The organism is Haemophilus sp. HMSC71H05 (assembly GCF_001838635.1).
Taxonomy (GTDB): Bacteria; Pseudomonadota; Gammaproteobacteria; order Enterobacterales; family Pasteurellaceae; genus Haemophilus_D; species Haemophilus_D parainfluenzae_R.
Map to the genome: position 1 here is coordinate 48,983 of NZ_KV838023.1, position 25,851 is coordinate 74,833.

At 40.0% G+C, this 25,851-nt stretch carries 22 protein-coding genes, 1 tRNA gene and 1 riboswitch; of the genes, 12 read left to right on the plus strand and 11 right to left on the minus strand.

All coding sequences use genetic code 11. From position 1 onward, the window contains the following. Window positions 1-43 precede the first annotated feature (43 nt). The 5 genes from tldD (at window position 44) to HMPREF3279_RS10205 (ending at window position 5,763) form a co-directional block, all read left to right on the plus strand. Window positions 44-1,492 (plus strand): metalloprotease TldD, encoded by a 1,449-nt coding sequence (tldD, locus tag HMPREF3279_RS00890; RefSeq protein WP_070867768.1) that lies wholly within the window; start codon window positions 44-46, stop codon window positions 1,490-1,492. Between the two features lie 307 nt (window positions 1,493-1,799). Next, a complete protein-coding gene (gene pntA / locus HMPREF3279_RS00895; protein WP_070867769.1) occupies window positions 1,800-3,341 on the plus strand; it encodes a Re/Si-specific NAD(P)(+) transhydrogenase subunit alpha in 1,542 nt (513 codons plus the stop codon). Between the two features lie 10 nt (window positions 3,342-3,351). Further along, a complete protein-coding gene (gene pntB, locus HMPREF3279_RS00900; protein WP_014065528.1) occupies window positions 3,352-4,731 on the plus strand; it encodes a Re/Si-specific NAD(P)(+) transhydrogenase subunit beta in 1,380 nt (459 codons plus the stop codon). Window positions 4,732-4,879: 148 nt separating this feature from the next. Then, window positions 4,880-5,239: a hypothetical protein gene (locus tag HMPREF3279_RS00905; protein ID WP_070867770.1), complete on the plus strand. Its 360-nt coding sequence runs from the start codon at window positions 4,880-4,882 to the stop codon at window positions 5,237-5,239. 164 nt (window positions 5,240-5,403) lie between these two features. Then, complete coding sequence (locus tag HMPREF3279_RS10205) at window positions 5,404-5,763, plus strand: hypothetical protein (protein WP_070867771.1); 360 nt, start codon at window positions 5,404-5,406, stop codon at window positions 5,761-5,763. Between the two features lie 89 nt (window positions 5,764-5,852). On the opposite strand, the gene yedF is transcribed toward HMPREF3279_RS10205, so the two are convergent. From yedF to moeA, 4 genes are all read right to left on the minus strand, one after another. Beyond that, complete coding sequence (yedF, locus tag HMPREF3279_RS00915; protein ID WP_005696304.1) at window positions 5,853-6,122, minus strand: sulfurtransferase-like selenium metabolism protein YedF; 270 nt, start codon at window positions 6,120-6,122, stop codon at window positions 5,853-5,855. A gap of 41 nt (window positions 6,123-6,163) precedes the next feature. After that, window positions 6,164-7,387: a selenium metabolism membrane protein YedE/FdhT gene (gene yedE, locus HMPREF3279_RS00920; protein WP_070867772.1), complete on the minus strand. Its 1,224-nt coding sequence runs from the start codon at window positions 7,385-7,387 to the stop codon at window positions 6,164-6,166. Window positions 7,388-7,611: 224 nt separating this feature from the next. Then, the gene (gene moeB / locus HMPREF3279_RS00925) at window positions 7,612-8,334 is read right to left on the minus strand and encodes a molybdopterin-synthase adenylyltransferase MoeB (RefSeq protein ID WP_070867773.1); all 723 of its coding nucleotides are present in this window, start codon (window positions 8,332-8,334) and stop codon (window positions 7,612-7,614) included. Continuing rightward, entirely contained in the window at window positions 8,334-9,551 is a 1,218-nt protein-coding gene (gene moeA / locus HMPREF3279_RS00930; RefSeq protein ID WP_070867774.1) for a molybdopterin molybdotransferase MoeA, read from the minus strand. Before moeA ends, moeB begins: the two co-directional genes overlap by 1 nt. A gap of 155 nt (window positions 9,552-9,706) precedes the next feature. Between moeA and folE the strand changes: the two genes are divergently transcribed. Beyond that, a complete protein-coding gene (folE, locus tag HMPREF3279_RS00935; protein ID WP_070867775.1) occupies window positions 9,707-10,363 on the plus strand; it encodes a GTP cyclohydrolase I FolE in 657 nt (218 codons plus the stop codon). A 111-nt stretch (window positions 10,364-10,474) separates the two neighbouring features. Beyond that, window positions 10,475-11,650, plus strand: a complete 1,176-nt coding sequence (locus HMPREF3279_RS00940) for a multidrug effflux MFS transporter (protein WP_070867776.1) — start codon at window positions 10,475-10,477, stop codon at window positions 11,648-11,650. Between the two features lie 82 nt (window positions 11,651-11,732). On the opposite strand, the gene aroA is transcribed toward HMPREF3279_RS00940, so the two are convergent. The 3 genes from aroA to HMPREF3279_RS00955 form a co-directional block, all read right to left on the minus strand. Then, entirely contained in the window at window positions 11,733-13,031 is a 1,299-nt protein-coding gene (gene aroA / locus HMPREF3279_RS00945; protein ID WP_070867777.1) for a 3-phosphoshikimate 1-carboxyvinyltransferase, read from the minus strand. Further along, a complete protein-coding gene (gene purU / locus HMPREF3279_RS00950) occupies window positions 13,031-13,867 on the minus strand; it encodes a formyltetrahydrofolate deformylase (RefSeq protein WP_049365819.1) in 837 nt (278 codons plus the stop codon). The genes aroA and purU overlap by 1 nt, the downstream gene beginning before the upstream one ends. A gap of 70 nt (window positions 13,868-13,937) precedes the next feature. Further along, window positions 13,938-14,342 carry an H-NS family histone-like protein gene (locus tag HMPREF3279_RS00955; protein WP_070867778.1) on the minus strand — a complete coding sequence of 135 codons (405 nt, stop codon included), beginning with the start codon at window positions 14,340-14,342 and terminating at the stop codon, window positions 13,938-13,940. A gap of 301 nt (window positions 14,343-14,643) precedes the next feature. After that, window positions 14,644-14,821, plus strand: a riboswitch (Lysine riboswitch). A gap of 60 nt (window positions 14,822-14,881) precedes the next feature. On the opposite strand from HMPREF3279_RS00955, the gene HMPREF3279_RS00960 reads away from it, so the two are divergent. Next, window positions 14,882-16,402 carry a Na+/H+ antiporter NhaC family protein gene (locus HMPREF3279_RS00960; RefSeq protein WP_049368836.1) on the plus strand — a complete coding sequence of 507 codons (1,521 nt, stop codon included), beginning with the start codon at window positions 14,882-14,884 and terminating at the stop codon, window positions 16,400-16,402. A 65-nt stretch (window positions 16,403-16,467) separates the two neighbouring features. Here HMPREF3279_RS00960 and cls read toward each other — a convergent pair whose 3' ends face one another. Beyond that, on the minus strand, window positions 16,468-17,928 hold the full coding sequence (cls, locus tag HMPREF3279_RS00965; protein WP_070867779.1) for a cardiolipin synthase: 1,461 nt from the start codon (window positions 17,926-17,928) through the stop codon (window positions 16,468-16,470). Between the two features lie 18 nt (window positions 17,929-17,946). Between cls and HMPREF3279_RS00970 the strand changes: the two genes are divergently transcribed. Beyond that, a complete protein-coding gene (locus HMPREF3279_RS00970; RefSeq protein WP_070867780.1) occupies window positions 17,947-18,624 on the plus strand; it encodes a TIGR01621 family pseudouridine synthase in 678 nt (225 codons plus the stop codon). Window positions 18,625-18,634: 10 nt separating this feature from the next. Here the strand turns inward: HMPREF3279_RS00970 and HMPREF3279_RS00975 are convergent, their stop codons facing one another. After that, window positions 18,635-19,945 (minus strand): cation:proton antiporter, encoded by a 1,311-nt coding sequence (locus HMPREF3279_RS00975; RefSeq protein ID WP_070867781.1) that lies wholly within the window; start codon window positions 19,943-19,945, stop codon window positions 18,635-18,637. 232 nt (window positions 19,946-20,177) lie between these two features. Here HMPREF3279_RS00975 and xthA point away from each other — a divergent pair, with 232 nt between their 5' ends. Together xthA and HMPREF3279_RS00985 are read left to right on the plus strand one after the other, a co-directional pair. Next, window positions 20,178-20,981, plus strand: a complete 804-nt coding sequence (gene xthA, locus HMPREF3279_RS00980) for an exodeoxyribonuclease III (RefSeq protein WP_070867782.1) — start codon at window positions 20,178-20,180, stop codon at window positions 20,979-20,981. A 9-nt stretch (window positions 20,982-20,990) separates the two neighbouring features. Further along, window positions 20,991-21,764, plus strand: coding sequence for a TIGR01619 family protein (locus HMPREF3279_RS00985; protein WP_049365825.1), 774 nt, complete (start codon window positions 20,991-20,993; stop codon window positions 21,762-21,764). A gap of 132 nt (window positions 21,765-21,896) precedes the next feature. On the opposite strand, the gene HMPREF3279_RS00990 is transcribed toward HMPREF3279_RS00985, so the two are convergent. Then, window positions 21,897-21,972: transfer RNA gene (locus HMPREF3279_RS00990), tRNA-Asn, on the minus strand. Window positions 21,973-22,372: 400 nt separating this feature from the next. Between HMPREF3279_RS00990 and uvrB the strand changes: the two genes are divergently transcribed. Next, a complete protein-coding gene (gene uvrB / locus HMPREF3279_RS00995; RefSeq protein ID WP_070867783.1) occupies window positions 22,373-24,409 on the plus strand; it encodes an excinuclease ABC subunit UvrB in 2,037 nt (678 codons plus the stop codon). 37 nt (window positions 24,410-24,446) lie between these two features. Here uvrB and HMPREF3279_RS01000 read toward each other — a convergent pair whose 3' ends face one another. Then, on the minus strand, window positions 24,447-25,838 hold the full coding sequence (locus tag HMPREF3279_RS01000) for a DegQ family serine endoprotease (RefSeq protein ID WP_070867784.1): 1,392 nt from the start codon (window positions 25,836-25,838) through the stop codon (window positions 24,447-24,449). Between the last annotated feature and the right edge of the window lie 13 nt (window positions 25,839-25,851).

The following is a 25,851-nucleotide window of genomic DNA, read 5'->3' on the forward strand; positions in this document are numbered from 1 at the left end:
GTAAGAGGGATGAAAACAGAATTTGATTAATTTCGGAGAACAAATGTTAAAACAGGTTTCAGATACCTTACTTGCACCAAGTAATTTATCTCATCAATCATTGCTTAATATTTTTGATGTGATGTCGCATCGTCATATTGATTATGCGGATCTTTATTTTCAATTAAGCCAAGATGAAAGCTGGGTATTAGAAGACAGTATTATTAAAGAAGGTGGCTTCCATATTGATCGTGGTGTTGGTGTACGCGCAGTTTCTGGAGAGAAAACAGGCTTTGCGTATTCCGATCAAATTAACTTAGCGTCATTACAACAATGTGCAGAGGCCGTAAAAGGTATCGCACAAATTAAAGAAGGCAATTTAATTTCGCCTCAAGCATTTAATGCGGTGAATGCGGTTCAGCGTTATGCAGTGATTAATCCGTTAGAAAGTTTAAGTAAAGAGAAAAAGATCGAGTTATTGCACCTCGTAGATCGTACAGCACGAGCTGAAGATCCTCGTGTTACTCGTGTCTCTGCTGCATTAAGTTCAATTTATGAAGAAGTGTTAGTGGTCGCAACGGATGGCACACTGGCCGCAGATATTCGCCCGCTTGTGCGTTTATCCATTTCTGTTCTCGTGGAAGAAGATGGCAAACGTGAGCGTGGTAGCTGTGGCTCAGGTGGGCGTTTGGGCTTAGAGTGGTTCTTTGAAGTGGTAAATGGGGATATTCGTGCCGTTAATTTTGCAAAGGAAGCAGTTCGTCAAGCCCTTGTGAATCTAAGTGCGGTTGCTGCACCGGCAGGATTAATGCCAGTGGTGTTAGGTGCTGGTTGGCCTGGTGTCTTGCTTCATGAAGCTGTGGGACATGGTTTGGAAGGAGATTTCAACCGTAAAGAAAGTTCCTTATTTACGGGTAAAATTGGTGAGTTGGTGACGTCGCCATTATGTACGATTGTGGATGACGGTACATTACAAAATCGCCGAGGTTCTTTAACCATTGATGATGAAGGCGTACCAAGTCAATGTAACGTTTTAATCAAAGACGGGATTTTGCAAGGCTACATGCAAGATAAACTCAATGCACGATTAATGGGCGTGAAACCGACAGGAAATGGTCGTCGTGAATCTTATGCGCATTTGCCAATGCCGCGAATGACGAATACCTATATGTTGGCGGGTCAAAGTAAATTTGATGATTTAATCGCTTCTGTAGAGCGCGGTATTTATGCACCGCACTTTGGTGGTGGGCAAGTGGATATCACCTCAGGTAAATTTGTGTTCTCGACATCTGAAGCTTATCTTATTGAAAAAGGCAAAATTACCAAACCGGTTAAAGGTGCTACATTAATTGGCAGCGGTATCGATGTGATGCAAAAAGTTTCCATGGTCGCGGATGAAACCGACTTAGATCTTGGTATCGGTGTTTGTGGCAAAGATGGCCAAAGCGTGCCGGTCGGTGTTGGTCAGCCAGCCTTGAAAATTGATGAAATCACCGTTGGTGGAACAAATTAAACATAAAGCCCGATAGTCATATCGGGCTTTTTATTATCTTCTTTCTAAGTGCGGTCAGTTTTTCATCTATTTTTGATTAATTAGTTTCTGATGAATCATTATTTCGTTAGGCTAAAAGTTAAACACACTACACATTTCTCTCAATTCTTTTATGATCCCTATCACAATATCTTGTAAAACCAGTTAAAAAAATTCCCCAAATAACCACAATAAGTGATACATTTATCGTTGCATGACTTTTTGTCATTTAAGAGACAGGGACAGGCGTGAGTTTGTCTGAAATTTCATCAACCAGAGGGAAACATTTATGTTAATTGGTGTACCTAGAGAACTGCTTGATAGCGAAAATCGTGTGGCGGCGACGCCAAAAACGGTTCAGCAGATCTTAAAACTGGGCTTTGACGTCATCGTAGAACACGATGCGGGATTCAAAGCAAGTTTTGAAGACCAAGCATTTATCGACGCCGGCGCAAAAATTGGCTCAAGTTCAGAAGTGTGGCATTCGGATATAATTTTTAAAGTGAATCCACCAACGGATGCAGAAATTGATCAAATGAAGGAAGGTGCAACACTTGTGAGCTTCATTTGGCGTGCACAAAATCCGGATTTAATGAAAAAACTCACGTCGAAAAAAATTAATGTATTAGCGATGGATTCTGTGCCACGTATTTCCCGTGCACAAGCGCTTGACGCATTAAGCTCTATGGCGAATATTTCTGGTTATCGTGCGGTGATTGAAGCGGCTCACGAATTTGGTAGTTTCTTCACCGGACAAATTACCGCAGCAGGTAAAGTGCCACCGGCAAAAGTATTAGTGATTGGTGCAGGTGTAGCGGGTCTAGCAGCGATTGGTGCAGCGAATAGTCTTGGTGCGATTGTTCGTGCTTTTGACTCTCGTCCAGAAGTAAAAGAACAAGTACAAAGTATGGGCGCATCTTTCTTGGAAATTGATTTCAAAGAAGAAGGCGGCAGCGGCGATGGTTACGCGAAAGTGATGTCAGAAGAATTTAATCGTCGCGCGATGGAGCTTTATGCGGAACAAGCCAAAGAAGTGGATATTATCATTACCACTGCAGCGATTCCGGGTAAACCAGCACCTCGCTTAATCACAAAAGAAATGGTTGATTCCATGAAACCAGGTTCTGTGGTGGTGGACTTAGCCGCTGCAACAGGTGGTAACTGTGCTTACACTGAAGCAGGTAAAGTCGTCACCACTGAAAACCAAGTAAAAATCATTGGTTACACTGATTTCCCAAGTCGTTTACCAACACAATCTTCCCAACTTTACGGTACAAACTTAGTTAATTTATTAAAACTACTTTGTAAAGAAAAAGACGGCAAGATCAATATCGATTTTGACGATGTGGTATTACGCGGTGTGACTGTGGTACGTGATGGTGAAGAAATTCCACCAGCGCAAATCCAAGTATCAGCACAACCAAAACAAGAAGCGAAAGCGGCACAAAGTGCGGTTAAAAAAGAGGAAGAAAAACCGGCAGATCCTCGCATCAAATACGGTGTGATGGCAGGTGTAGGTGTGTTATTTCTCTGGCTTGCATCTGTGGCACCAGCAGCATTCCTTTCTCACTTCACCGTATTCGTATTGGCTTGTGTAGTCGGTTACTACGTGGTTTGGAACGTCAGCCACGCTTTACACACTCCACTTATGGCGGTAACCAATGCGATTTCAGGTATTATCATTGTGGGTGCATTACTGCAAATTAGACAACCAACAGGCAACTTCTTTATTGATGTATTAGCCTTTGTGGCAATCTTGGTGGCAAGCATCAACATCTTTGGTGGTTTCCGTGTAACCCAACGTATGTTGGCGATGTTTAGAAAGGGTTAAGGAGAAGACGATGTCTGAAGGTTTAGTACAAGCAGCCTATATTATCGCTGCATTACTTTTCATTATGAGCTTAGCCGGTCTTTCTAAACATGAAACAGCAAAAGCCGGTTGTTGGTATGGTATTGTCGGTATGACAATTGCCCTTGTTGCAACCATTTTCGGCCCGCAATCAGAAGGCACATTATGGATCATCATTGCGATGATCATCGGTGGCGTGATTGGTGTTCAACGTGCATTAAAAGTTGAAATGACTGAAATGCCTGAACTCGTTGCGATCCTTCATAGTTTTGTAGGTTTAGCAGCAGTGCTCGTAGGCTTTAACAGCTACGGCTTAACACACGAAACTGATCCTGTGCTAATGAATATCCATAACGTTGAAGTATTCTTAGGGATCTTCATTGGTGCGGTAACATTCACGGGTTCTATCGTAGCATTCGGTAAATTAAGCGGCAAAATCAATTCAAAAGCATTAATGTTGCCACATCGCCATAAATTAAATTTAGCGGCATTAGTGGTTTCCGCTTTCTTGATGGTCGCTTTCTTAAACAACCCAGATAATATCTTCCCAGTGTTACTCATGACCGCGATTGCTCTTGCATTCGGCTGGCACTTAGTGGCATCTATCGGTGGTGCGGATATGCCGGTTGTGGTTTCAATGCTTAACTCTTATTCTGGTTGGGCAGCAGCTGCAGCGGGTTTCATGTTAAGCAATGACTTGCTTATCGTTACCGGTGCATTAGTGGGTTCTTCTGGTGCGATTCTTTCTTACATTATGTGTAAAGCGATGAACCGCTCATTTATCAGCGTTATTGCGGGTGGTTTTGGTAATGATGTTCAAGTGTCTTCTGATGAAGAACAAGGTGAACACCGTGAAACAACCGCAGAAGAAGTGGCTGAATTACTCAAAAATGCAAGCTCTGTGATCATCACTCCAGGATATGGTATGGCGGTAGCACAAGCGCAATATCCAGTGGCTGAAATTACGGCGAAATTGCGTGAGCGTGGCATTAACGTGCGTTTCGGTATTCACCCTGTTGCAGGTCGTTTACCGGGTCATATGAACGTACTTTTAGCGGAAGCGAAAGTGCCTTATGACATCGTACTTGAAATGGATGAGATCAATGATGATTTTGCAGATACCGATGTGGTATTGGTTATCGGTGCAAACGACACGGTAAACCCAGCGGCAATGGAAGATCCAAACAGCCCAATCGCCGGTATGCCAGTGTTAGAAGTATGGAAAGCACAAAACGTTATCGTATTCAAACGCTCTATGGCGGTAGGTTACGCAGGCGTTCAAAACCCATTATTCTTCAAAGAAAACACTCAAATGCTCTTTGGTGATGCAAAAGAACGTGTTGATGACATTCTTACTGCATTAAACAAATAAGCAAAAAACTGAAGTAAAACTGACCGCACTTTGAGAGATTAAAGTGCGGTTTTTTATATGTTTTTTAGGGCTTATATGATTAAATAACCGAACTTTAAGAAGTAATACACTAACTTTCTAAAATCAAAATAGGTGAGGGAGCTATAAAATGAGATTTACATTACTACTATTATTATCTCTAACTTTGTTTGGTTGTTCTTTTGGCGGATTTCAGCCTCCGCCACCACATGATCATTGGCGGTTGCATAATGCAGATGCTTTATTCCCTGAATCAGATCCTGATGTTTTAACTAAATATGTTGATAGAAAAGAAAAAGATATGAAGGATTGCGGTATGGATTTTGTTACCGGTGAAAGTGATGATCCAGAGGTGAATCTTTGTTTAGAGAAAAAAGGCTGGTATTTAAAAGGCGGACCAATCTGCGAAGAAAGAACAATGTGGAATAGACCTATATGTATTCAGTGGCGAAAAAAACATAGCAAACCTGATGCTAAGCCTTGGAAGTAAGTATTGGGTATTACAACTTTCGTTTATTTCTCGATTTTTCTTTTCATAAAATATTAAAGTGCGGTTTTCTGTATGTTTTTTTAGGGTTTATATGATTAAATAACCGAACTTTAAGAAGTGATACACTAACTTCCTGAAAACAAAATAGGTGAGGGAGCTATAAAATGAGATTTACATTACTACTATTATTATCTCTAACTTTATTTGGTTGTTCTTTTGGAGGATTTCAACCTCCACCACCACATGATCATTGGCAGCTACATAATGAGAAAGCATTATTTCCGAATTCAGATCCTGATGTTTTAACTAAATATCTTGCTAGAAGAAAAAAAGACATGCTGGATTGTGGTATGGATTTTGTCAGTGGTGAAAGTGATAACGAAGAAGTGAATCTTTGCTTGGAAAGTAAGGGGTGGTATCTAGAAGGTGGGCCAATTTGTGAAGAAAGAACAATGTGGGATAGACCTGTATGTACCCAATGGCGAAAAAAACACAGCAAACCTGATGCTAAGCCTTGGGGGTAAGTATTAGGTATTACAACTTTCGTTTATTTCTCGATATTTCTTTCCATTAAATAAAAAAGTGCGGTCAAAATTGACCGCACTTTTTTACATTAACGTTGAATCAAATAGCGTAATTTGGTGCCATCTTGTTCTACACTTAATAGTGTGTAACCGTGGTTTTTAGTATCAACAGGAATGTTGTTGATAGATTGGGCACAGTCACTTAATAGCTCTAAAATTTCGCCTTTTTGTAACTGTGGCATGGTTTCGAGCATCACGATTGCCGGATACGGGCAAGGTTCACCTAGCGTATCTAACGTGTAATCTGGGGTGATGTCTTTTGGATCTTTATCTAATTTTTGAACAACGGTAAATGCCATAATAATGTCCTCTTTTTTTGAATGAATTCGTTAATATTTAATTAGCAACCACAAGTTTGTGGATTTGCTGCCGCAATTTTTGCTTTGGCTTTTTTCAAGAAGTGGCGTTCCCACCAAACAACAGCGATTAAGCAGAGAATAAGTAAGCCGTAATTCACTAATAAACCGCCAACTGGGCCAAAGGATTTTAATAAGTTAAGTTTTTCGTAATCTAACGCAAGTACAGGCGCAAGATCGTCCCATGCGTAGGCTAAATAGGTTGAACCAACAACATTACCCACGCCTACCCACATAAAGTGAACTTGACCTTCCATTGAGCGGTACATCCAGCCGGTTTCACACCCGCCAGCTAACACAATACCGAAACCAAATAATAAACCACCGATAATTGCATTTGGACCCGCCCACATGATTTTGGCTGGTACGCCTAATTGAATGTAGCTGAATACGCCAAGCGTACCCACGATAATACCGAAGATGATGGCTTTTGCCATATAAGCACGACCCGTTACCCATAAATCACGGAAAGCGGAAGTAAAGCAAATTTGAGCTCGTTCAATTAATAAGCCAAATGCTAAACCACAAAGCATCGCAAAACCCAGTTTGACGGAGTTTGTCATCACATAAAGTGAAGCAATCAGGTAAGCAAAAAAGACGACCATACCAATCCAAAAACGACGATTTGCTTGTTTCGGATCCGTTTCTTGTAATTTTGCCGCGCCTTTTTTCAATTCTAATTTCACGCGGAACATCGGAAGTAAGGTGACTTTTACGCCTGCGTAAGTACCTACAGCAGTGGCAATAGTGAAGAACCAAGCGTGAACCGAAAATTGTGGAATACCGGTGAAGAGAGAAGCGAGGTTACAGCCCATTGCTAAACGTGCACCGAAACCGGCTAATGCACCACCAATGAGGGCTTGAACAATACGACGTTTGTGCGGTTGATTACGCCATTTTACGTTGTTTGCCCAAAGTGCAGCCGAAATACATCCCGCGAACATACCTAAAATCATCACGCCATCAATACGAGTAAAAATCGTGCCTTGCATGCCGATAATTTTATAGTAGCTCCAGTCGGACACATCGACACCTAGCGCTTGCAAAGCATGACCGCCCCAACGGGTAAATTCCCCCGTAACCGCCCAATAAGTGCCAGTTACCCCAAAGTAATAAGCTGAAATAAGCCCCGCAGCAATAACTGCCGCGACAGGATTCCAGTATTTAATCAGATAATTTTGTTTAAATTGTTGCAAAACCTCTTTCATGAGAGAGTTAATCCTTAAAATGATGAAATGATGATTTGCAAGTGTGGTATAAAATGAAGAGATTTTTGAAGTGTCTGCCATTTTCCTATACACAAAACTTGCGATATAAGACAAATGAATTGTCGAACAAGATAATAGCATTTGTTTTTGGGTAATGCACGAGGGAAGAGATAATTATTTGTGAGTAATTAGAGAGAAGGACAGACTTGTGGTCTGTCCAACTATTAGACGGGTAATTTCATTTCTCGGACACGCATAGTTAATCCATCGATTAACAATAAGCGTCCACATAAATTTGAACCGATTTTTAACCTCACTTTGATGGCTTCTAAGGCTTGAATAGAGCCAACAACGCCCACAATTGGCGCTAGTACGCCCGCCTCTACACAACTTAAAACATTTTGCCCAAAAAGTTGGCTAAGTTGGCGATAGGTTGGGGTATTGGGTTCATAAGTAAAGACAGAAACTTGCCCTTCTAAACGAATTGCCGCACCTGAAATTAGCGGGATCTTCGCTTTTGCACAACCACGATCGAGTGCATTACGAATATCCACGTTATCGGTACAATCTAATATCACATCAAAGTGCGGTATGATTTCCGCGAGTTTTTCTTCGGAAAGTTGCGCATTGATGGTTTCAATTTCTACGTGAGGATTAATCTGTTGTAACGCGATTTTAGCCGATTCCACTTTAGGCATATTTAATCGGCTATCAGTATGTAACACCTGACGTTGCAAATTAGAAAGCGATACGGTGTCGAAATCCAATAAGGTTAAATGACCTACGCCAGCAGCAGCAAGATATTGGCTTGCCGCACAGCCTAAACCACCCAGACCGACAGTTAACATTCGGCTGTCTTTCAGCTTTTCTTGTCCGTCAAAATCAACCGCTTTTAAGATGATTTGGCGGTTATAACGCAGTTCTTCTTCGTAGCTTAATTCAGCCATTATTGCCCCAATAGGTGATTAAACGGTTCAATGGTGACGATTTCGCCCGCAGCGACATTGCCGCGATCTTTTTCAAGACGAATAAAACAGTTACTTTTCACAAAAGAACTGAATAAATGCGAGCCTTGGAAACCAACAGGGTGCACTTCAAGTTGACCATTTTCATTAATTTGATAGAAACCACGTTGGAAATCTAAACGTCCTGGTGATTTTTTTAAATTGGTTTGGGCAATCGCTTGGAAGTGCGGTTGTTTTTTCAGATGTTTTTTACCGCTTAATTTGGCAATAGCCGGTTGAACCAATTGATAGAATGTCACTAATGCAGAAACCGGATTGCCAGGTAAACCGCAGAACCAAGCATTTTCTAATTTACCAAATGCAAATGGTTTGCCAGGTTTCATTGCTATTTTCCAGAAATTCACTTGGCCTACTTTTTCTAACACAGTTTTTGTGAAGTCAGCTTCACCCACCGAAACGCCACCGCTTGTGATAACCAGATCTGCCTGAGCTTGAGCTTTCACAAAAGCCGCTTCAAATTCAGCTTGGTTATCCGGCAGAATACCGAAATCAAGTACGTCACAATTTAATTTTTCTAGCATTAATTTCACGGTGAAACGGTTAGTATCGTAAATTTGTCCTGCTTGTAATGGTTGACCGACAGGGACTAATTCATCACCGGTTGAAAGCACGGCCACTTTTAATCGCGGGTAAGCTTTGACTTCAGCAATACCTAATGAAGCAAGTAAAGGTAAAGAAACGGTATTTAACTCATCGCCTTGATGTAATACCACATCACCTTTTTTTACATCTTCACCAATACGGCGAATATTCTGATTGGCTTTAGGCAAGGCCGCAAAGGTAACAGAACCATCTTCATTGACGGTGACCTCTTCTTGCATAACCACCGCATCGGCACCTTCAGGAATCATTGCACCCGTCATAATTCTGACTGCACTTTGTGCTACCCATTCCCCTTGAAATGGATTACCCGCAAAGGATTTTCCCGCAATAGAAAGTGTCATAGATTGCTGTAAATCGGCTAAACGAACTGCGTAGCCATCCATCGCGGAGTTATCAAAAGAAGGCACGTTAATTGGAGAAATTACATCTTCCGCACAGACACGATCCGCGGCTTCAGTTAAAGCCAGTGTTTCAGTTTTTGTTGGGAAGGGAAGTTGGTTGAGCATTTGCGCCAAGGCATCTTCAAGTGGCAACATAATCAATCCTTTGGGTTGAGCGAAATAAAAGTGGATATATTGTAGCCCGAAATACAATATGAAGGAAATTAATAAATTAGGGTGATTTTTCGCATTTTACGAATAATTCATCTTTTGCTAAAATGCCGCATTATTTTTTTATAAATGGAAAGTGAATGAACGCGATTTCACCTGATGCGGAAAATGTCCGCCGAGCCTTGGTAGCCAAAGGCATCGAAACCCCAATGATTGATCCGACTCAATGTAAAGATGAGCGCCGTGAGGCGATTGCTTCGCATATGCGTGAAGTGATGAAATTGATTGGGTTAGATCTACGTGATGATAGCTTAGAAGAAACGCCAAGTCGTTTAGCTAAAATGTTTATTGATGAAATTTTCAGTGGAATGGACTACGCCAATTTCCCGAAAATGACGAAAATCAAAAACCAAATGAAAGTGAGCGAAATGGTGCAGGTGAATGACATCACCTTGACCAGTACTTGTGAACATCATTTTGTGACAATTGATGGCAATGTTGCTGTCGCCTATTATCCAAAAGATTGGGTGATTGGCTTGTCTAAAATCAATCGCATTGTGGCATTTTTTGCGCAACGCCCACAAGTACAAGAGCGTTTAACTGAACAGCTTTTAACGGCATTTCAAACCATTTTAGAAACTGATGATGTGGCAGTTTATGTGAAAGCGACACATTTCTGTGTGAAAGCGCGTGGGGTAAAAGATACCCACAGTTATACTGTAACATCAGCCTATGGCGGGGTCTTTTTAGAAGATCGCGAAACTCGCAAAGAATTTTTATCTTCTATTCAGAAGTAATGAGCAAAAGCACCGAATAATCGGTGCTTTTTTGTTTATTAATTGTACGGATATAGGTTAAAATCTGCCCTTTCATTTTTATTTCGATTTTTATTTTTCTTGAGGATTTTCATGGCGAAAGCAAATTCAAAACTTTTTCTTGTTTTATTACTCGGCGTCCTTTCTGCATTTGGACCATTTGTAGTGGATCTTTATTTACCTTCACTGCCACAACTCGCGAGCTTTTTTGAAACGAATGCCTCAATGACACAGCTTACGCTTACCACAGCCATGATTGGTTTAGCGCTAGGACAGTTACTTCTTGGGCCACTCAGTGATAAATTTGGTCGAAAAAAAACGCTTATTATTTCATTAGTCATTTATATCATCAGTACGGTTTTAATTGTGTTTTTACCAAATATTGAAACGATGATTGTTTTACGTGTGATTCAGGGGCTTTCTTCGGCAGGAAGTGTTGTCATTTCTCGTGCGGTTGCAACAGATCTTTATCGTGGTCGTGAAATGACACGTTTCTTTGGTTTATTAATGACAATTAATGGACTCGCGCCAATTATTTCACCAATCCTTGGTAGTTTATTGTTGGAATACATCAGTTGGAAAGGTGTATTTGTTTTCCTTGCATTGATTGGTGTGATTGTTTTGATTTTCAGCTTCCGTCTAAAAGAAAGCTTAAGTGTCGAAAATCGCTTACAAGGTTCAATATTTTCCACCTTTTTGACTTTTGGTGTGATTATCAAAAATCGCTTATTTATGAGCTATGTAGGAATTCAAAGTTTCTTGCTTGGTTCCATGTTTGCCTATATTGCGGCTTCGCCATTTATTTTCCAAAGCTTCTATGGATTGAGTGCATTTATCTTTAGTTTATGTTTTGGTGCGAATGGCGCGGCGTTAGTTATCGGGGCAAATGTTGGAGGTAAATTACCAAATCGTCAGGCTTTAGCAATTGGCGTATTAGCTTTTGTGGTTGCTGCACTTTATACCATTGCGGTATTGATTATTCAGCCATACTGGTTATTTGTTGAAATCGGTTTCTTTGCGATGTTGTTATTAATGGGTATTACTTTCCCGGCTATTTCTTCTTTAGCTATGGAAAGTGAACGCCAATATGCAGGCAGTGCATCTGCGTTGTTAGGTTTTGCACCTTTCTTTTTAGGTGGTGTAGTATCTCCGTTAGTGGGTATCGGCAATATTTTCTATTCAACATCCTTCGTTATTCTAATCTGTGCCTTACTTGCTTTGAGTATCTATTGGGTGATTCGTCATAAAATTCCAACGTCAGCAGAGTAGTGAAAAGTGCGGTCATTTTTGACGGTGTTTTAAAAAAGAAAAAGGCGAACATCAATTTGTTCGCCTTTTGCTATTTTAGCAATTAGTTTCGGATACTTAATTTCTCAAATTCATCGAAGAATGTTGGGAACGTTTTAGCCGTACACTTCGGATCTAAAATCGTGACGGGTGTATCCGATAATGCAATCAACGCAAAGCACATTGCCATACGATGATCGTTATAGGTCTCAATTTCGGCATGTTTAAATTGAGAAAGGGCAAGCGGTTGAATTCGAATAAAATCTTCACCTTCTTCAACTTCCGCACCGACTTTTCGTAACTCGGCAGCCATAGCTGACAGGCGATCGGTCTCTTTCACTCGCCAGTTATAAATGTTGCGAATAACGGTTTCACCCTTTGCAAATAAGGCGGTTGTGGCAATCGTCATGGCTGCATCAGGAATGTGGTTCATATCCATATCAATGCCATGGAGCTCAGCTTGTTCTGCTTGAATAAAATCTTCACCCCAAGTGATTTTTGCGCCCATTTTTTCTAGCACATCAGCAAATAGGCGGTCGCCTTGAATGGAATGTTTACCAATTCCTGTCACTTTTACGTTGCCTTTAATTGCGGCAGCAGCAAGGAAATAAGAGGCAGATGACGCATCACCTTCTACCATGTATTTGCCCGGTGAGAGATAGGATTGGTTACCTTTCACCTTAAACACTTGATAATGTTGATTTTCAACCGAAACACCAAAATCTTTCATCATCGCGAGGGTGATATCAATATAAGGTTTTGAGACTAAATCACCTATAATATGGATATCTAAATCACCCTCAGCAAGCGGTGCAGCCATTAAAAGTGCGGTCAAAAATTGAGAAGAAATTGAGCCATCAATTTTAACTACACCGCCTTTAATCCCTTGATTACGAATCGCAAGCGGTGGGTAACCGTCATTTTCTAAATAACGAACATTGGCACCCGCTTGAAGAAGTGCATCTACCAAATGTTTAATTGGGCGTTCTTTCATACGAGGCTCACCGGTCAAAATGACTTCGCCTTCAGTGTTACCTTTTAAACAAAGCGCAGCCGTTAAAGGACGCATGGCGGTGCCAGCATTGCCAAGAAAAAGTGATAAGCCATTTTCAACCTGAAATGCACCACCTAAGCCTTCAACTTCGCAGCAAGTTTTGTCTTCAGAAAGTTGGTAATTCACACCTAACGCTTTAAGGGCGTTTAACATATGACGAATGTCATCACTGTCTAACAGATTTGTGACCGTTGTGGTGCCTTTAGCTAATGCCGCTAATAATAATGCACGGTTCGATAAACTTTTCGAACCTGGTAAGTTGATTTCACCTTCAATACGAGAAATCGGCTCTAAGGTGATAGCTTTCATTACAAGACCACCGTTTTATTTTTATACACAAAAATACGATCATGTAAGGCAAGATCAAGCGCACGGCTTAATACTGTTTTTTCCACATCACGCCCTGCACGCATCATGGCATCGGCAGAGTAGGTGTGATCTACGTTAATCACATTTTGCATAATGATCGGACCTTGATCCAATTCGTTATTAATAAAGTGGGCTGTTGCACCAATAATTTTTACGCCGCGCTCATAAGCTTGTTGATAGGGTTTTGCACCAATAAATGCGGGTAAGAATGAGTGGTGAATATTGATGACGCGATTTGGATAACGCGCCACGAATTCTGGATTTAATACACGCATATATTTTGCTAATACAATGTAATCAGGCGCATATTCATCAATTTTTTCAGCAAGTAATTTATCGTGTTCCACACGCGTGAGCCCTTCATGGCTGACACAATGGAATGGAATATCAAAGCGTTCAACTAATTCACGTAAATTATCGTGATTACCAATTACTGCTGCAATTTCTACATCTAATGCACCGTAGTAATTTTTCATTAAAATATCACCTAAGCAGTGTGCTTCTTTAGTCACTAAAATCACGATACGTTTACGTTTTGCGCTGATTAGGCGGCAATTTGTCCCTGCCGGCAAACTATAATTTAAGTCAGCTAACAAGGTTTCTTCATTGAAAATTCCTTCCAATTCGGTACGCATAAAGAAATGCTTTGTTTCGAAATCAACGAACTCATTATTGTGAAGGATATTTAATTGATGTTTGTAACAAATATTGGTGATTTTGGCGATTAAGCCTTTATCATCAGGACAATCGGTTAGTAATATTTTCTTTTCTAACATAATGAATATCTTGCAAGATAAATAAAAAAAGAGAACCCATAAAAATGGGTTCTACATTGTTAATGTGAAATTAGATTTCAAAAGAAGCTAAAGAGGCACCTTTATCTAAGGCCTTTTGAATCACACGAGGTGTACGACCTTGGCCAGTCCATGTTCTCTCTTGACCAGTTTCATCAGTATATTTGTATTTTGCTGGACGAGGTTCACGTTTTTTACGAATTGAAGAAGGCACAATACCAATAATTGCCGTTAATTCTTCTGCCGTGATACCTTCTTGTTTAATTAATTCTTTATATTTTGCAATACGCGCACGACGCTCTTGTTCCGCTTGTTCAATTTCAGCTGCTTGAGCACGTTTTTCTTCAACAGCAGCTTGTAATTTTAAAAGTGAACTTTCAGCTTGTTCTAATGTTAAATCGCGTACAGCGGCGCGTAAACTACGAAGGTTAGTTAAACCTTTTGTTAATTCGTTCATGATGTCCTCTTTTTTATGTGTGTGAATGCTTAATTATTTTAGGGAAAACAATAATAACGAAAATAATATATTTGGTAAATATTAATTCGCCTAAATTAAAGAATTAATTGGTCTGATCTCATCATACTCCATATTATGGAGTGACGTATTTCCTATATTATTGCAATCGTTTGCTCGTAAAACCGTATAACAATAAATTAACAATTCAATAAGTGATTTCAAATTAAAGAACAGATTTTAGGGAAAGTGTAAGATTTTATTGGTAATTTTATCCATTTTAATGTAATCTTTTCTCATCCTATACAACAGTAGAGGTGCGGTCATTATAAGTATTTTCCTGGAGTGGATAGCGTTGAAGGGAAAGGAAAGGAATGATTGCCGAAATCGAATAGGCGTCATCTTATTCGGTTGGTCACGTCTTCGAAAGGAACGTGACTGTCATAGTTTTTGTGTATTAACTATGGAGCGCTACGGTTCGGTCTGGTCATAATTGTGTCTTTTCTTGCCGTTGTCTCCATTAAATTATTAGGTATAACTTAATGGAACTAGTCGATTATTCTTCATCTATTTATTCAATTATACCCGCATTACTTGCGATTATTTTAGCAATTGCAACTCGTCGGGTTTTGGTGTCCCTCAGTGCTGGGATTATTGTCGGTGCGTTAATGTTGGTTGATTTCAATCCATTGAATGCACTTATTTATTTAAAAGATAATGTTGTGGCATTAGTTTATAGTAGCGAAGAAGGCATGAATTCAAATATGAATATCGTGTTTTTCTTAGTTTTACTTGGCGTATTGACCGCACTTTTAACTGTGTCAGGCAGCAACCGTGCGTTTGCTGAATGGGCACAAAATAAAATTAAAGGTCGTCGCGGTGCGAAATTATTAGCGGCATCTTTAGTGTTTGTGACATTTATCGATGATTACTTCCACAGTCTTGCTGTAGGTGCGATTGCACGTCCAGTTACTGATCGTTTCAAAGTTTCTCGTGCAAAATTAGCGTACATTCTTGATTCTACTGCTGCACCAATGTGTGTCATGATGCCAGTATCAAGCTGGGGGGCATACATTATTACTCTCGTGGCTGGTTTATTGGCGACGTATTCTATTACCTCTTATACACCAATGGGCGCATTCGTCGCTATGAGTTCAATGAACTACTATGCGATCTTCTCATTATTAATGGTATTCTTTGTGGCCTATTTCTCATTTGATATTGCGTCAATGGCACGTCATGAAAAATTAGCCATGGAGCGCGATTATAAAGAAGAAGTCATTGAAGGTGTGAAAGGTAAAGTTCGCAACTTAATTTTACCAATTTTAGTCTTAATTACCGTCACTGTTTTTATGATGATTCACACAGGTAGTGAGGCCTTAGCGGCAGATGGAAAACCATTTAGCCTCTTAGGTGCATTTGAAAATACAACGGTAGGTATTTCGCTTGTTGTTGGGGGTTCAAGTGCGGTTGCTATGTCAACATTATTGATTATTCTTGAGCGTCAAGTTTCTTTACAAGAATACGGAAAAGCGTGGATTGCCGGTATTAAATCTATGTTAGGTGCAATTGCAATCCTATTCTTTGCTTGGACAATTAATAAAGTGGTGGGTGATGCACAAACCGGTAAATACTTATCTTCTTTAGTAAGTGGCAGCATTCCAGTTCAATTTTTACCAGTGATTTTATTTATTCTTGGTTCAGCAATGGCATTCTCAACAGGGACAAGCTGGGGGACATTTGGTATTATGTTACCAATTGCTGCGGCAATGGCGACTAACTCAGCACCAGAATTATTACTTCCTTGTTTGTCTGCAGTTATGGCAGGCGCGGTGTGTGGCGACCACTGTTCACCGGTTTCGGATACAACGATTCTGTCGTCAACTGGGGCAAAATGTAACCACATGGATCACGTCACAACCCAATTACCTTATGCAGCAACTGTCGCAACAGCAAGTGCTGTAGGCTACATTGTGGTAGGCTTTACAGAATCAGGTTTAGCTGGATTTGTGACAACAGCGGTTGTTTTAGTGGCTTTAGTGTTTATCGTGAAAAAACGTTAAGCATAAACGTGAAAAAAAGAAAGGGCGTACCATATGGTACGCCCTTTTTGTATTTATTGTGAAAATTAGAGTAATGGACTAAACAAGAAAAATAACCGCTCGATGATTCGATGATAGAAAGGACGATTGATCCATTCTTGCATATCGAGTATGGAGGAATTCGCTAAATAATTCTCATGGAGTGTGGCCACTTCATTGGCAAAATTACGATCTTCTACGGCAATGGTGATTTCAAAGTTAAGCAGAAAACTGCGTAAATCCATATTTACCGTACCAACGAGTGCAAGCTTGTTATCGATTAACACACTTTTTGTATGGAGAAGCCCAGCTTCAAAATGATAAATTTTTACACCAGCTTCGAGTAAATCATCAAAGAATGTTCGACTCGCCCAACGAACCATCAAGGAATCATTGTTCTTAGGTAAAATGAGCGTGATATCAACACCTCGGAATGCGGCAATGCGTAATGCTTCAGCAATATTGTGACTTGGCACAAAGTAAGGTGAAGTGATCACAATACTTTCTCTTGCAGCATAAATGACTGTTGCAAGAGATTGAGCTATTAAATCATCTGGGAATGCGGGACCACTCGCAATAACTTGCACAGAATGGGTGTCATTATCGTCAATTTCCACAAGTGGACAATTTGGCAATAAAAGAGGTAATTCTTCCATGGTTTCAATTTCCCAATCCCAAGCATGTAAGCTGTTTAAAATCGGTGAAACAGGACCGTTGATTCGCACCATCACGTCTATCCAATTGCCTACGTTGCTGTCTTGTTTGAAGAAATTTGGGTCTACCATATTCATACTGCCTGTATAGGCAATTTGATTATCAATGATGATGATTTTACGATGTTGACGTAAATCAATTCGGCTGAAGAACATCCGGAATAAATTTACATGTAGCGCTTCGGTAATTTCAATGCCTTTTGCTCGCATTTCTTTACAAACAGGGCTTTTCAAAAAAGCATTACTGCCAACGGAATCGAGTAAAAGACAAACTTTAACTCCACGTTGCACGGCTTCTTCTAAGGCTTGTTTCACTTCATTAATCATGCCATCATTGCTCCAAATATAGAACACCATATTAATGGAATGATGTGCTTGTTGAATATCACGAATGATACTTCGAATGATGCTTTCTGGCGTGTCGAGAATATGTAATTCATTACCTCGAATGTTCGGAATACCTAAGCGGTGGTGGACTAGTTTAAATAAAGCACGATAACGAGGATCCTGGGAATGTGTAACCAGATCTTTTTGTTCTGACAGTTGCTGAAGCCATTGGGTATATTTAGGTTTTAACAACTGAAAGGCTTTGGCTCGGCGCGTACCGAGTTTAATCTCACCAAAAATTAAATAAGCAATGACGCCAATCAGTGGCACAAGGTAGATAATCATCAGCCATGACAACGTAGCAGAAACCGCTTGTTTTTTGACGAGTAAACGCAAGGTGACAGAAATAACTGCTACCCAAATTAACACGGGAATAATATAAACCAGTATAATATGTTCAAAACTCATTAATTTTTGACCGCACTTATGAAATTAGACATTATTTATCAGACCGATGATTTTATCATTATTTATAAGCCTTGTGGGATAAGTGTGCATAAAGATCAAAGTGAAATTGGTTTAACCACTTTGCTTGCTGAGCAGTTTGGCGTGCCACAAGTCTGGCTTGTGCATCGGTTAGATAAAGTGACATCAGGTTTACTCATCTTTGCATTGAATGCTGAAAGTGCGGCTGAATTTTTCCGACTTTTTTCTGAACATCATATCCAAAAGACTTATCTTGCACTCAGCAATCAAAAGCCCAAAAAGAAGCAAGGATTGATTGTCGGCGATATGCAAAAGGCTCGTAATGGGGCTTGGAAACTTTGCCAATCGAAAGAAAATCCCGCAATTACGCGTTTTGAAAGTGTAAGTTGTGAGCCTAATTTACGATTATTTATCTTAAAGCCACAAACTGGTAAAACCCATCAATTGCGTGTGGCGATGAAAAGCTTAGGGAGTCCGATTTTAGGCGATACGCTTTATGGTAAAAACACTGAAAATATTGACCGCACTTATTTGCATGCTGCAAGATTGCAATTTGAATTTAAAGGTCAGGCATTTGATGTGTTTATCCCTCCTAAAGAAGGAGAGTGGTGGCATCGTGAAGGAGTCATCTCTCAGATTCCAAAAATAGGCTCAGCAAATGCTGAGCCAAAGATATAAACGTGATTGATTATTTCGCTAATCCGATACCCGTATAGCCACGTTCACGCATGGTTGCTTCTTTTGATTTACGAATTAAGGTTTCAATTGTCATGCCTTGAACGAGAATTGAGAATGCCACTACCGCATATGTCATACCTAAAATAAGATCACGAACATCCATTTCTAATCCTTCAATATAAAATTGACCGCTTGGAATAGAAAGTGCCATAGCAAGTGCTAATCCGCCTCGTAATGCGCCCCAAGTGAGTACTTTCATGGTGTAAGGGTTGTATTTACGGTAGCGTTTCATGACTTGGAATGGTAGCCAAACGCTGGCATAGCGACAGATTAAGCACACTGGAATAGCAAGGAAAATTAAGATTAACCCTTGCCAAGACACATGAATCAATAAAATCGCTAAACCGATCAAGATGAAGAGTAAGGAATTGAGAAAGTGATCGATCATTTCCCAAAAGTGATCTAAATAGCGTTGGCTTTGTTGAGAAAAGCCGGTGTATCTTGTCCAATTCCCGATTAAAATCCCGGCGACAACCATCGCTAATGCACCTGAGACATGTAAGAGATTAGCAAGCATAAAGCCCGCAGTGGGTACGATTAAGGTCAAAAGAATTTCTAACGAACCATCATCGGTGGCTGAAATCAGATAATGGGCGAATAGACCTAAAACCAATCCAAATGCAATCCCGCCTAAAGCTTCTTTAAAAAATAAATGGAGAATGCCGCTTGCTGTTGGTTCATGACCGCCAAATGCGACAGCAAAAACCGTGGTGAAAATTACTAAGCCAATACCATCATTAAAAAGTGATTCACCTTCCACTTGCATAGATAAGCGTTTTGGTGCTTTTAAGTTTTTGATAATGGCAAGTACGGCAATCGGGTCATCAGGCGATATGAGTGCACCAAATAAGATGCAGTAAATTAAATCAATATGCCAACCGAAAAGTAAAGCTACGCCATAAAGTAGAAAACCAATAAAAAAGGTGGAAGCAAGCGTTGAGAACAAAGCGAAAGTGGTAATTTCCCATTTTTGATTGTTTAAGACTGGAAGTTTAATGCCCAAGGCGCCGGCAAAGAGTAAAAAACCTAAAATCCCGTTCAATAAGAAATCTTTAAAATTAATTCGTTCGATGACGCGTATTGCAATGTCATCCAAATTAAACCAGCCAAAATATCCCAATAACACTAGGAAAAGCGAGCCCGCCATGGAGGTGGCAGTGATGGCAATGGTATATTGGATATTATCGTTCAGTTTACGTGTGATAAAACTGATAAGAATGGCTATTGTGGTGAGAAAACACAAGTAAGTATAAATATTCATAAAATGATCCGAGTAAAGTAATAAAAGCGCCGCCAGTATAAGCAAGTTAGTTTTATTTATAAAGTGCGTTTTTAGGAAAAATTTTAATGAGAAAAGAGGAGCAAATTCATTTGATTGCAACTGAAGCGTAATCACATTAATAGGCGTAACTTCTTCCATTACAGAGGAAAAGTGCGGTTAAGATTTCAATTATTTTGTATAATAGATCCAATTTTTCACATTAGGAACAAAAATGAAATTTATCTCCTTTAATATTAATGGGTTACGTGCCCGCCCTCATCAACTTGAAGCAATTATTGAAAAATACCAACCGGATGTGATTGGTTTACAAGAAATCAAAGTAGCAGATGAGGATTTTCCTTATACAATTACAGAAAATCTGGGCTATCACGTTTTTCATCACGGGCAAAAAGGTCACTATGGTGTAGCACTGTTAACCAAACAAGAACCAAAAGCAGTGCGTCGTGGTTTTCCAACCGATAATGAAGATGCGCAAAAACGCATTATTATGGCAGATTTAGAAACCCCGTTTGGTTTGTTAACGGTAATTAATGGCTATTTCCCACAAGGGGAAAGCCGTGCTCATGAAACGAAGTTTCCGGCAAAAGAAAAATTTTATGCGGATCTTCAACGTTATTTAGAACAAGATCACGATAAAGCCAATCCGGTTTTAATTATGGGCGATATGAATATCAGTCCAAGCGATTTGGATATTGGTATCGGCGATGAAAACCGCAAACGTTGGTTGCGTACCGGTAAATGTTCATTCTTACCTGAAGAGCGCGAATGGTATCAACGCTTATACGATTATGGATTGGAAGACACGTTCCGCAAATTAAATCCAACAGCCAATGACAAATTCTCGTGGTTTGATTATCGCTCAAAAGGTTTCGATGACAACCGTGGATTACGTATCGATCATATTTTAGTCAATCATCAATTAGCAGAGCGTTGTGTTGATGTTGGCATTGCATTGGATATTCGTGCGATGGAAAAACCGTCCGATCACGCACCAATTTGGGCAGAATTTAAATAGGAAAGCAACATGGATATGGCAAATTGGCAGAATTACCGTTCACAAGTGAATGGCATGCCTGCCGTGTTTACCGCAAATATTGAAGATTTAGATGTTTACCATGGTAAACATCTTAGTAAAGTTGTGCAATTTACCGTGCCTTATCAGGGAGATGAGGATGGTTTGCCGAATGAAGACGAATATGAAAAATTGATTAATCGTCTTTTTAAAATCCTTGCACAATTGACCGCACTTCCAAATGTTTTCTTTGCTGGGCACTTTATTTGCAACCATCAGGCAAAAATGCATTTTTATTGTGAACACGATGCTTTGCTTAAAGAAACGCTTCAGCAGCTTGATTTTGTCTCAGAAATCAATGTGCAGGATGATCCCAATTGGGATACCTATTTCGATTTCTTATTGGCTTCTCCATTGGAAATGAAATTAAATGCGACGGAAGAGATTTTGAGTATGCTGAATAGCAAAGGGCGTAATTTAAGTGATACTTATTTGATTGAGCATACTTTCCATTTTGATGAAGAAGAAAAAATGTTTCCCTTTATGGATGAACTAACGCTTGGAAAAGTGTCTTTTAGTACGCTGAAATATTCAAGCCAAGCCATCCAGACGGAAGAAGATGAGCAGCCTTATTTCATGGTGAAATTGGAGCAAGAGCTTTCATTAGACAGTAATGAGATCTTCGAGTGGGTAGAGCGCTTTGAAAAACTCGCTATGGAGTTTTCAGGCGACTATATTGGCTGGGAATGCGATAACTTAATGGATGATCGTTCATCATTAAATTAGCCTGATAATTCATCAAATAAGCATTGATTAGATAAAAATAAAGCCCATCAACACGATGGGCTTAAATTCTTTTGGCTACAAATTTAGGATTCGTAAAAGGAGACAAACGAAAGCTAAACCAAAAGAGAAATTTGGCTCCTCCTGCGGGACTCGAACCTGCGACATATGGATTAACAGTCCACCGTTCTACCGACTGAACTAAGGAGGAATAAATTTGGTATCACAAAGAATAGGCGCGCATTTTAATGAGCGACCTGTCGCTTGTCAATACTCAAAATGAAAAAAATGACAAAAAAATTTACCGTTTTTGCTATCCACAAAGCCTGTGGATAACTTTGTGGATTGTTTTTGTTTAAAATGGTCAACCACTGGTGCAGACTGGCTTTGTCTCAAATTGTTCATCTATTAGCCATTCGTTGATATTTGTTTAAATATCAATATGTTATATAAAGTCCAGTAAAAAAAATAAAATATTTTTCAATTTTGAAGTGTTTAAGACTTGACACGCCTAAGTGTGTGTAAAACTTGGATTTTTATCGCTCAATTTGGAGTAATAAATGTGCTAAAATAGCCACACTTCTAAAACAGTAAAAAAATTGACCGCACTTATGGCAGAGAAAATTAATACTAAGCCTTTTATTCTTCATTCCGATTTTAAACCTTCCGGTGATCAACCCCAAGCGATCGAAAAATTAGTCGAAAATTTAGAGGATGGTTTGGCGCATCAAACCCTTCTCGGGGTAACGGGATCGGGTAAAACCTTTACCATTGCAAATGTTATTGCGACGTTAAACCGTCCAGCAATGTTGCTTGCCCCAAATAAAACGCTTGCCGCTCAGCTTTATGCAGAAATGAAAGCATTCTTTCCTGAAAACGCGGTGGAATATTTCGTCTCATACTATGATTATTATCAGCCGGAAGCTTATGTACCGAGTAGTGATACCTTTATCGAAAAAGATGCTTCTATTAATGATCAGATTGAACAGATGCGTCTTTCAGCTACGAAGTCATTTTTGGAGCGTCGAGATACTATCGTAGTGGCATCTGTATCTGCGATTTATGGTTTGGGAGACCCTGATAGCTATTTACAAATGATGTTGCATTTACAGCAAGGTGCCATTATCGATCAACGTCAGATTTTAGCGAAGTTAGCGGAATTGCAATATACAAGAAACGATCAAGCCTTTCAGCGTGGTACATTCCGAGTGCGGGGCGAAGTGATTGATATTTTTCCTGCTGAATCAGATGATCGTGCGGTAAGAATTGAATTATTTGATGATGAAATTGAACGCTTAAGTTTATTTGATCCTTTAACGGGTACTAGTTTTGGCGCTGTTCCGCGTTTTACGGTGTATCCAAAAACCCACTACGTGACACCAAGAGAGCGTATTTTAGATGCCATTGAAAAAATCAAAGCGGAGCTTGTGCAACGCCGTGAATATTTCATCAAGGAACATAAATTACTGGAAGAGCAGCGCATAACCCAACGTACGCAATTTGACATTGAGATGATGAATGAGCTTGGCTATTGCTCAGGCATCGAAAACTATTCACGCTATCTTTCTGGCAGAAATGAAGGCGAACCGCCTCCGACATTATTTGATTATATGCCATCTGATGCGATTTTGATTATTGATGAATCACACGTGACTGTGCCGCAAATTGGCGGGATGTATCGTGGTGACCGTTCTCGTAAAGAAACCTTAGTGGAATATGGTTTCCGTTTGCCTTCTGCATTGGATAACCGTCCATTACGCTTTGAAGAGTTTGAACGTTTAGCGCCGCAGACGATTTACGTTTCAGCGACTCCAGGCCCTTATGAGTTGGAAAAATCAGGCACTGAAATTGTCGATCAGGTGGTACGTCCAACGGGCTTACTCGATCCACAAATTGAAATTCGACCTGTGTCGATTCAAGTTGATGATTTACTGTCTGAAGCGCGTCAAAGAGCTGACAAAAATGAGCGTGTTTTAGTGACGACGCTGACGAAGAAAATGGCGGAAGATTTAACGGATTACCTAGATGAACACGGCATTCGTGTGCGTTATCTGCACTCAGATATTGATACTGTTGAGCGTGTAGAGATTATTCGTGATTTACGTTTAGGTGAATTCGATGTGTTGGTTGGTATCAACTTGTTACGTGAGGGCTTGGATATTCCAGAAGTTTCTCTTGTCGCCATTTTAGATGCGGATAAAGAAGGTTTCTTGCGTTCTGAGCGTTCCTTAATTCAAACCATCGGTCGTGCCGCTCGAAACTTGAATGGTAAAGCAATTTTGTATGCTGATAGTATTACTAAATCTATGGAAAAAGCCATTACCGAAACGAATCGCCGTCGTGAAAAACAAATGAAATACAATGAAGAGCACGGCATTGTTCCACAGGCATTGAATAAGAAAGTGGGCGAGTTGTTAGATATTGGTCAAGGTGCAAATCAAAAAGCCAAATCGAAACAGCGTGGAAAAACAGCTGCTGAACCGACCGCACTTTACAATGCGCCTAAATCAGCCAAAGAATTCCAACAACAAATTAAAAAATTGGAACAACAAATGTATAAATTTGCTCAAGATCTCGAATTTGAAAAAGCCGCTGCTGTACGTGATCAACTTCATCAATTGAGAGAGCAGTTTATGATATCTGAATAAAGAAAAAGAGCGGTCAAATTAACCGCTCTTTTTTATTTTATTGCACTAATAAGTAGAAGTTGTTTTTACCACGTAAGATATTGAGTGCAACAGCAGATGGTTTTTCATCTAGCGCTTTGCGTAAGTCTTGCGTGCTTTCAATTGGCTGACGGTTGATGCCGATGATTATATCACCCGATTTTAAACCGCGTTGTGACGCCATTGAATTTGGCTGTACTTTACTAATTTCTACACCTTTAACACCTTTTGCATCGTAGTTGTTTAAGGTTGCACCATCTAGTGCAGGAAGTTCTGTTTTACTTGCCGTTTGAGAGCCATCGTCTGCTTGTAAGGTCACTTTTACGTTATCAGTTTTGCCATCACGTAAATAAGTGAGTTCAATTTCTTTACCCGCACCAGAAGTTGCGATTTTTGCACGCATTTCGGCGAAGCTTGAAATTTTTTGACCATTCATTGCGGTAATCACATCACCCGCTTTTAAGCCGGCTTTTTCTGCAGCAGAATTTGGAATGACTTCACTCACAAATGCACCTTGTTGCGCACTAACATTAAAGGCTTTTGCTAAATCAGCATTTAATTCGCCACCTTTAATACCGAGTAAACCACGGCGAACTTCACCAAATTCTAAGATTTGTTGAACGAGATTATTGGCTTGGTTGCTTGGAATTGCAAAGGCAATCCCTGCATTACCGCCACTTGGAGAAATAATAGCCGTATTAATACCGATTAATTCACCTTGTAAATTCAATAATGCACCACCAGAGTTACCACGGTTTACCGCAGCATCCGTTTGGATATAGTTTTCATAAGCACCGCTATCAGAACCAGTAGAGCGACCAAGTGCTGAAACGATACCAGAGGTTACAGTTTGACCTAAACCAAATGGGTTACCAATAGCAACGGTAAAATCACCGACACGTAATTTATCGGAGTCAGCCATTTTGATCGCGGTGAGATTTGTTGGTTTTTCGAGTTGTACTAAAGCGATATCAGATTGTTCATCTTTTCCAACGAGTTTTGCTTTGAACTCACGTCCGTCTTGCAATTTTACGGTGATTTTATCCGCACCATCTACCACGTGATTGTTAGTTAAAACATAGCCTTTATCTGCATTGATGATCACGCCAGAACCTAAACCTCGGAAGTTGCGTGATGCACCACGATCTCCACCAAATTGTTCGCCAAATTGATCACCAAAGAAAAATTTAAATTCTTCTGGAATATCATCAGGTGATGCTGAGCGGCTGTTTGCTTTTGCTTTGCCTTCAACAGAAAGGGTCACAACTGCTGCTTGTGCTTTTTCTAACATTGGCGCAAGGCTACCTTGTTCGACAATCTCATTGGGAATAGCCGCTTGAGCGGATAAAGAGGTTGCAAACACGCTTAAACCTAATGCTATACCGGTTAATACAAAATTTCTTTTCTTCATAGAGTTCTCCAAG

What these genes read in the sequence shown, in the direction of transcription:
- yedE (WP_070867772.1), bottom strand. Translation starts at nt 7,387, where the DNA reads ATGAAAGAGGTTTTGCAACAATTTAAACAAAATTATCTGATTAAATAC.
- tldD (WP_070867768.1), top strand. Translation starts at nt 44, where the DNA reads ATGTTAAAACAGGTTTCAGATACCTTACTTGCACCAAGTAATTTATCT.
- cls (WP_070867779.1), bottom strand. Translation starts at nt 17,928, where the DNA reads ATGAGTTTTGAACATATTATACTGGTTTATATTATTCCCGTGTTAATT.
- HMPREF3279_RS00960 (WP_049368836.1), top strand. Translation starts at nt 14,882, where the DNA reads ATGGAACTAGTCGATTATTCTTCATCTATTTATTCAATTATACCCGCA.
- uvrB (WP_070867783.1), top strand. Translation starts at nt 22,373, where the DNA reads ATGGCAGAGAAAATTAATACTAAGCCTTTTATTCTTCATTCCGATTTT.
- aroA (WP_070867777.1), bottom strand. Translation starts at nt 13,031, where the DNA reads ATGAAAGCTATCACCTTAGAGCCGATTTCTCGTATTGAAGGTGAAATC.
- HMPREF3279_RS00955 (WP_070867778.1), bottom strand. Translation starts at nt 14,342, where the DNA reads ATGAACGAATTAACAAAAGGTTTAACTAACCTTCGTAGTTTACGCGCC.
- HMPREF3279_RS00975 (WP_070867781.1), bottom strand. Translation starts at nt 19,945, where the DNA reads ATGAATATTTATACTTACTTGTGTTTTCTCACCACAATAGCCATTCTT.
- yedF (WP_005696304.1), bottom strand. Translation starts at nt 6,122, where the DNA reads ATGGCATTTACCGTTGTTCAAAAATTAGATAAAGATCCAAAAGACATC.
- xthA (WP_070867782.1), top strand. Translation starts at nt 20,178, where the DNA reads ATGAAATTTATCTCCTTTAATATTAATGGGTTACGTGCCCGCCCTCAT.
- HMPREF3279_RS00970 (WP_070867780.1), top strand. Translation starts at nt 17,947, where the DNA reads ATGAAATTAGACATTATTTATCAGACCGATGATTTTATCATTATTTAT.
- folE (WP_070867775.1), top strand. Translation starts at nt 9,707, where the DNA reads ATGAACGCGATTTCACCTGATGCGGAAAATGTCCGCCGAGCCTTGGTA.
- purU (WP_049365819.1), bottom strand. Translation starts at nt 13,867, where the DNA reads ATGTTAGAAAAGAAAATATTACTAACCGATTGTCCTGATGATAAAGGC.
- moeB (WP_070867773.1), bottom strand. Translation starts at nt 8,334, where the DNA reads ATGGCTGAATTAAGCTACGAAGAAGAACTGCGTTATAACCGCCAAATC.
- HMPREF3279_RS00985 (WP_049365825.1), top strand. Translation starts at nt 20,991, where the DNA reads ATGGATATGGCAAATTGGCAGAATTACCGTTCACAAGTGAATGGCATG.
- HMPREF3279_RS01000 (WP_070867784.1), bottom strand. Translation starts at nt 25,838, where the DNA reads ATGAAGAAAAGAAATTTTGTATTAACCGGTATAGCATTAGGTTTAAGC.
- HMPREF3279_RS10205 (WP_070867771.1), top strand. Translation starts at nt 5,404, where the DNA reads ATGAGATTTACATTACTACTATTATTATCTCTAACTTTATTTGGTTGT.
- HMPREF3279_RS00940 (WP_070867776.1), top strand. Translation starts at nt 10,475, where the DNA reads ATGGCGAAAGCAAATTCAAAACTTTTTCTTGTTTTATTACTCGGCGTC.
- moeA (WP_070867774.1), bottom strand. Translation starts at nt 9,551, where the DNA reads ATGTTGCCACTTGAAGATGCCTTGGCGCAAATGCTCAACCAACTTCCC.
- pntB (WP_014065528.1), top strand. Translation starts at nt 3,352, where the DNA reads ATGTCTGAAGGTTTAGTACAAGCAGCCTATATTATCGCTGCATTACTT.
- pntA (WP_070867769.1), top strand. Translation starts at nt 1,800, where the DNA reads ATGTTAATTGGTGTACCTAGAGAACTGCTTGATAGCGAAAATCGTGTG.
- HMPREF3279_RS00905 (WP_070867770.1), top strand. Translation starts at nt 4,880, where the DNA reads ATGAGATTTACATTACTACTATTATTATCTCTAACTTTGTTTGGTTGT.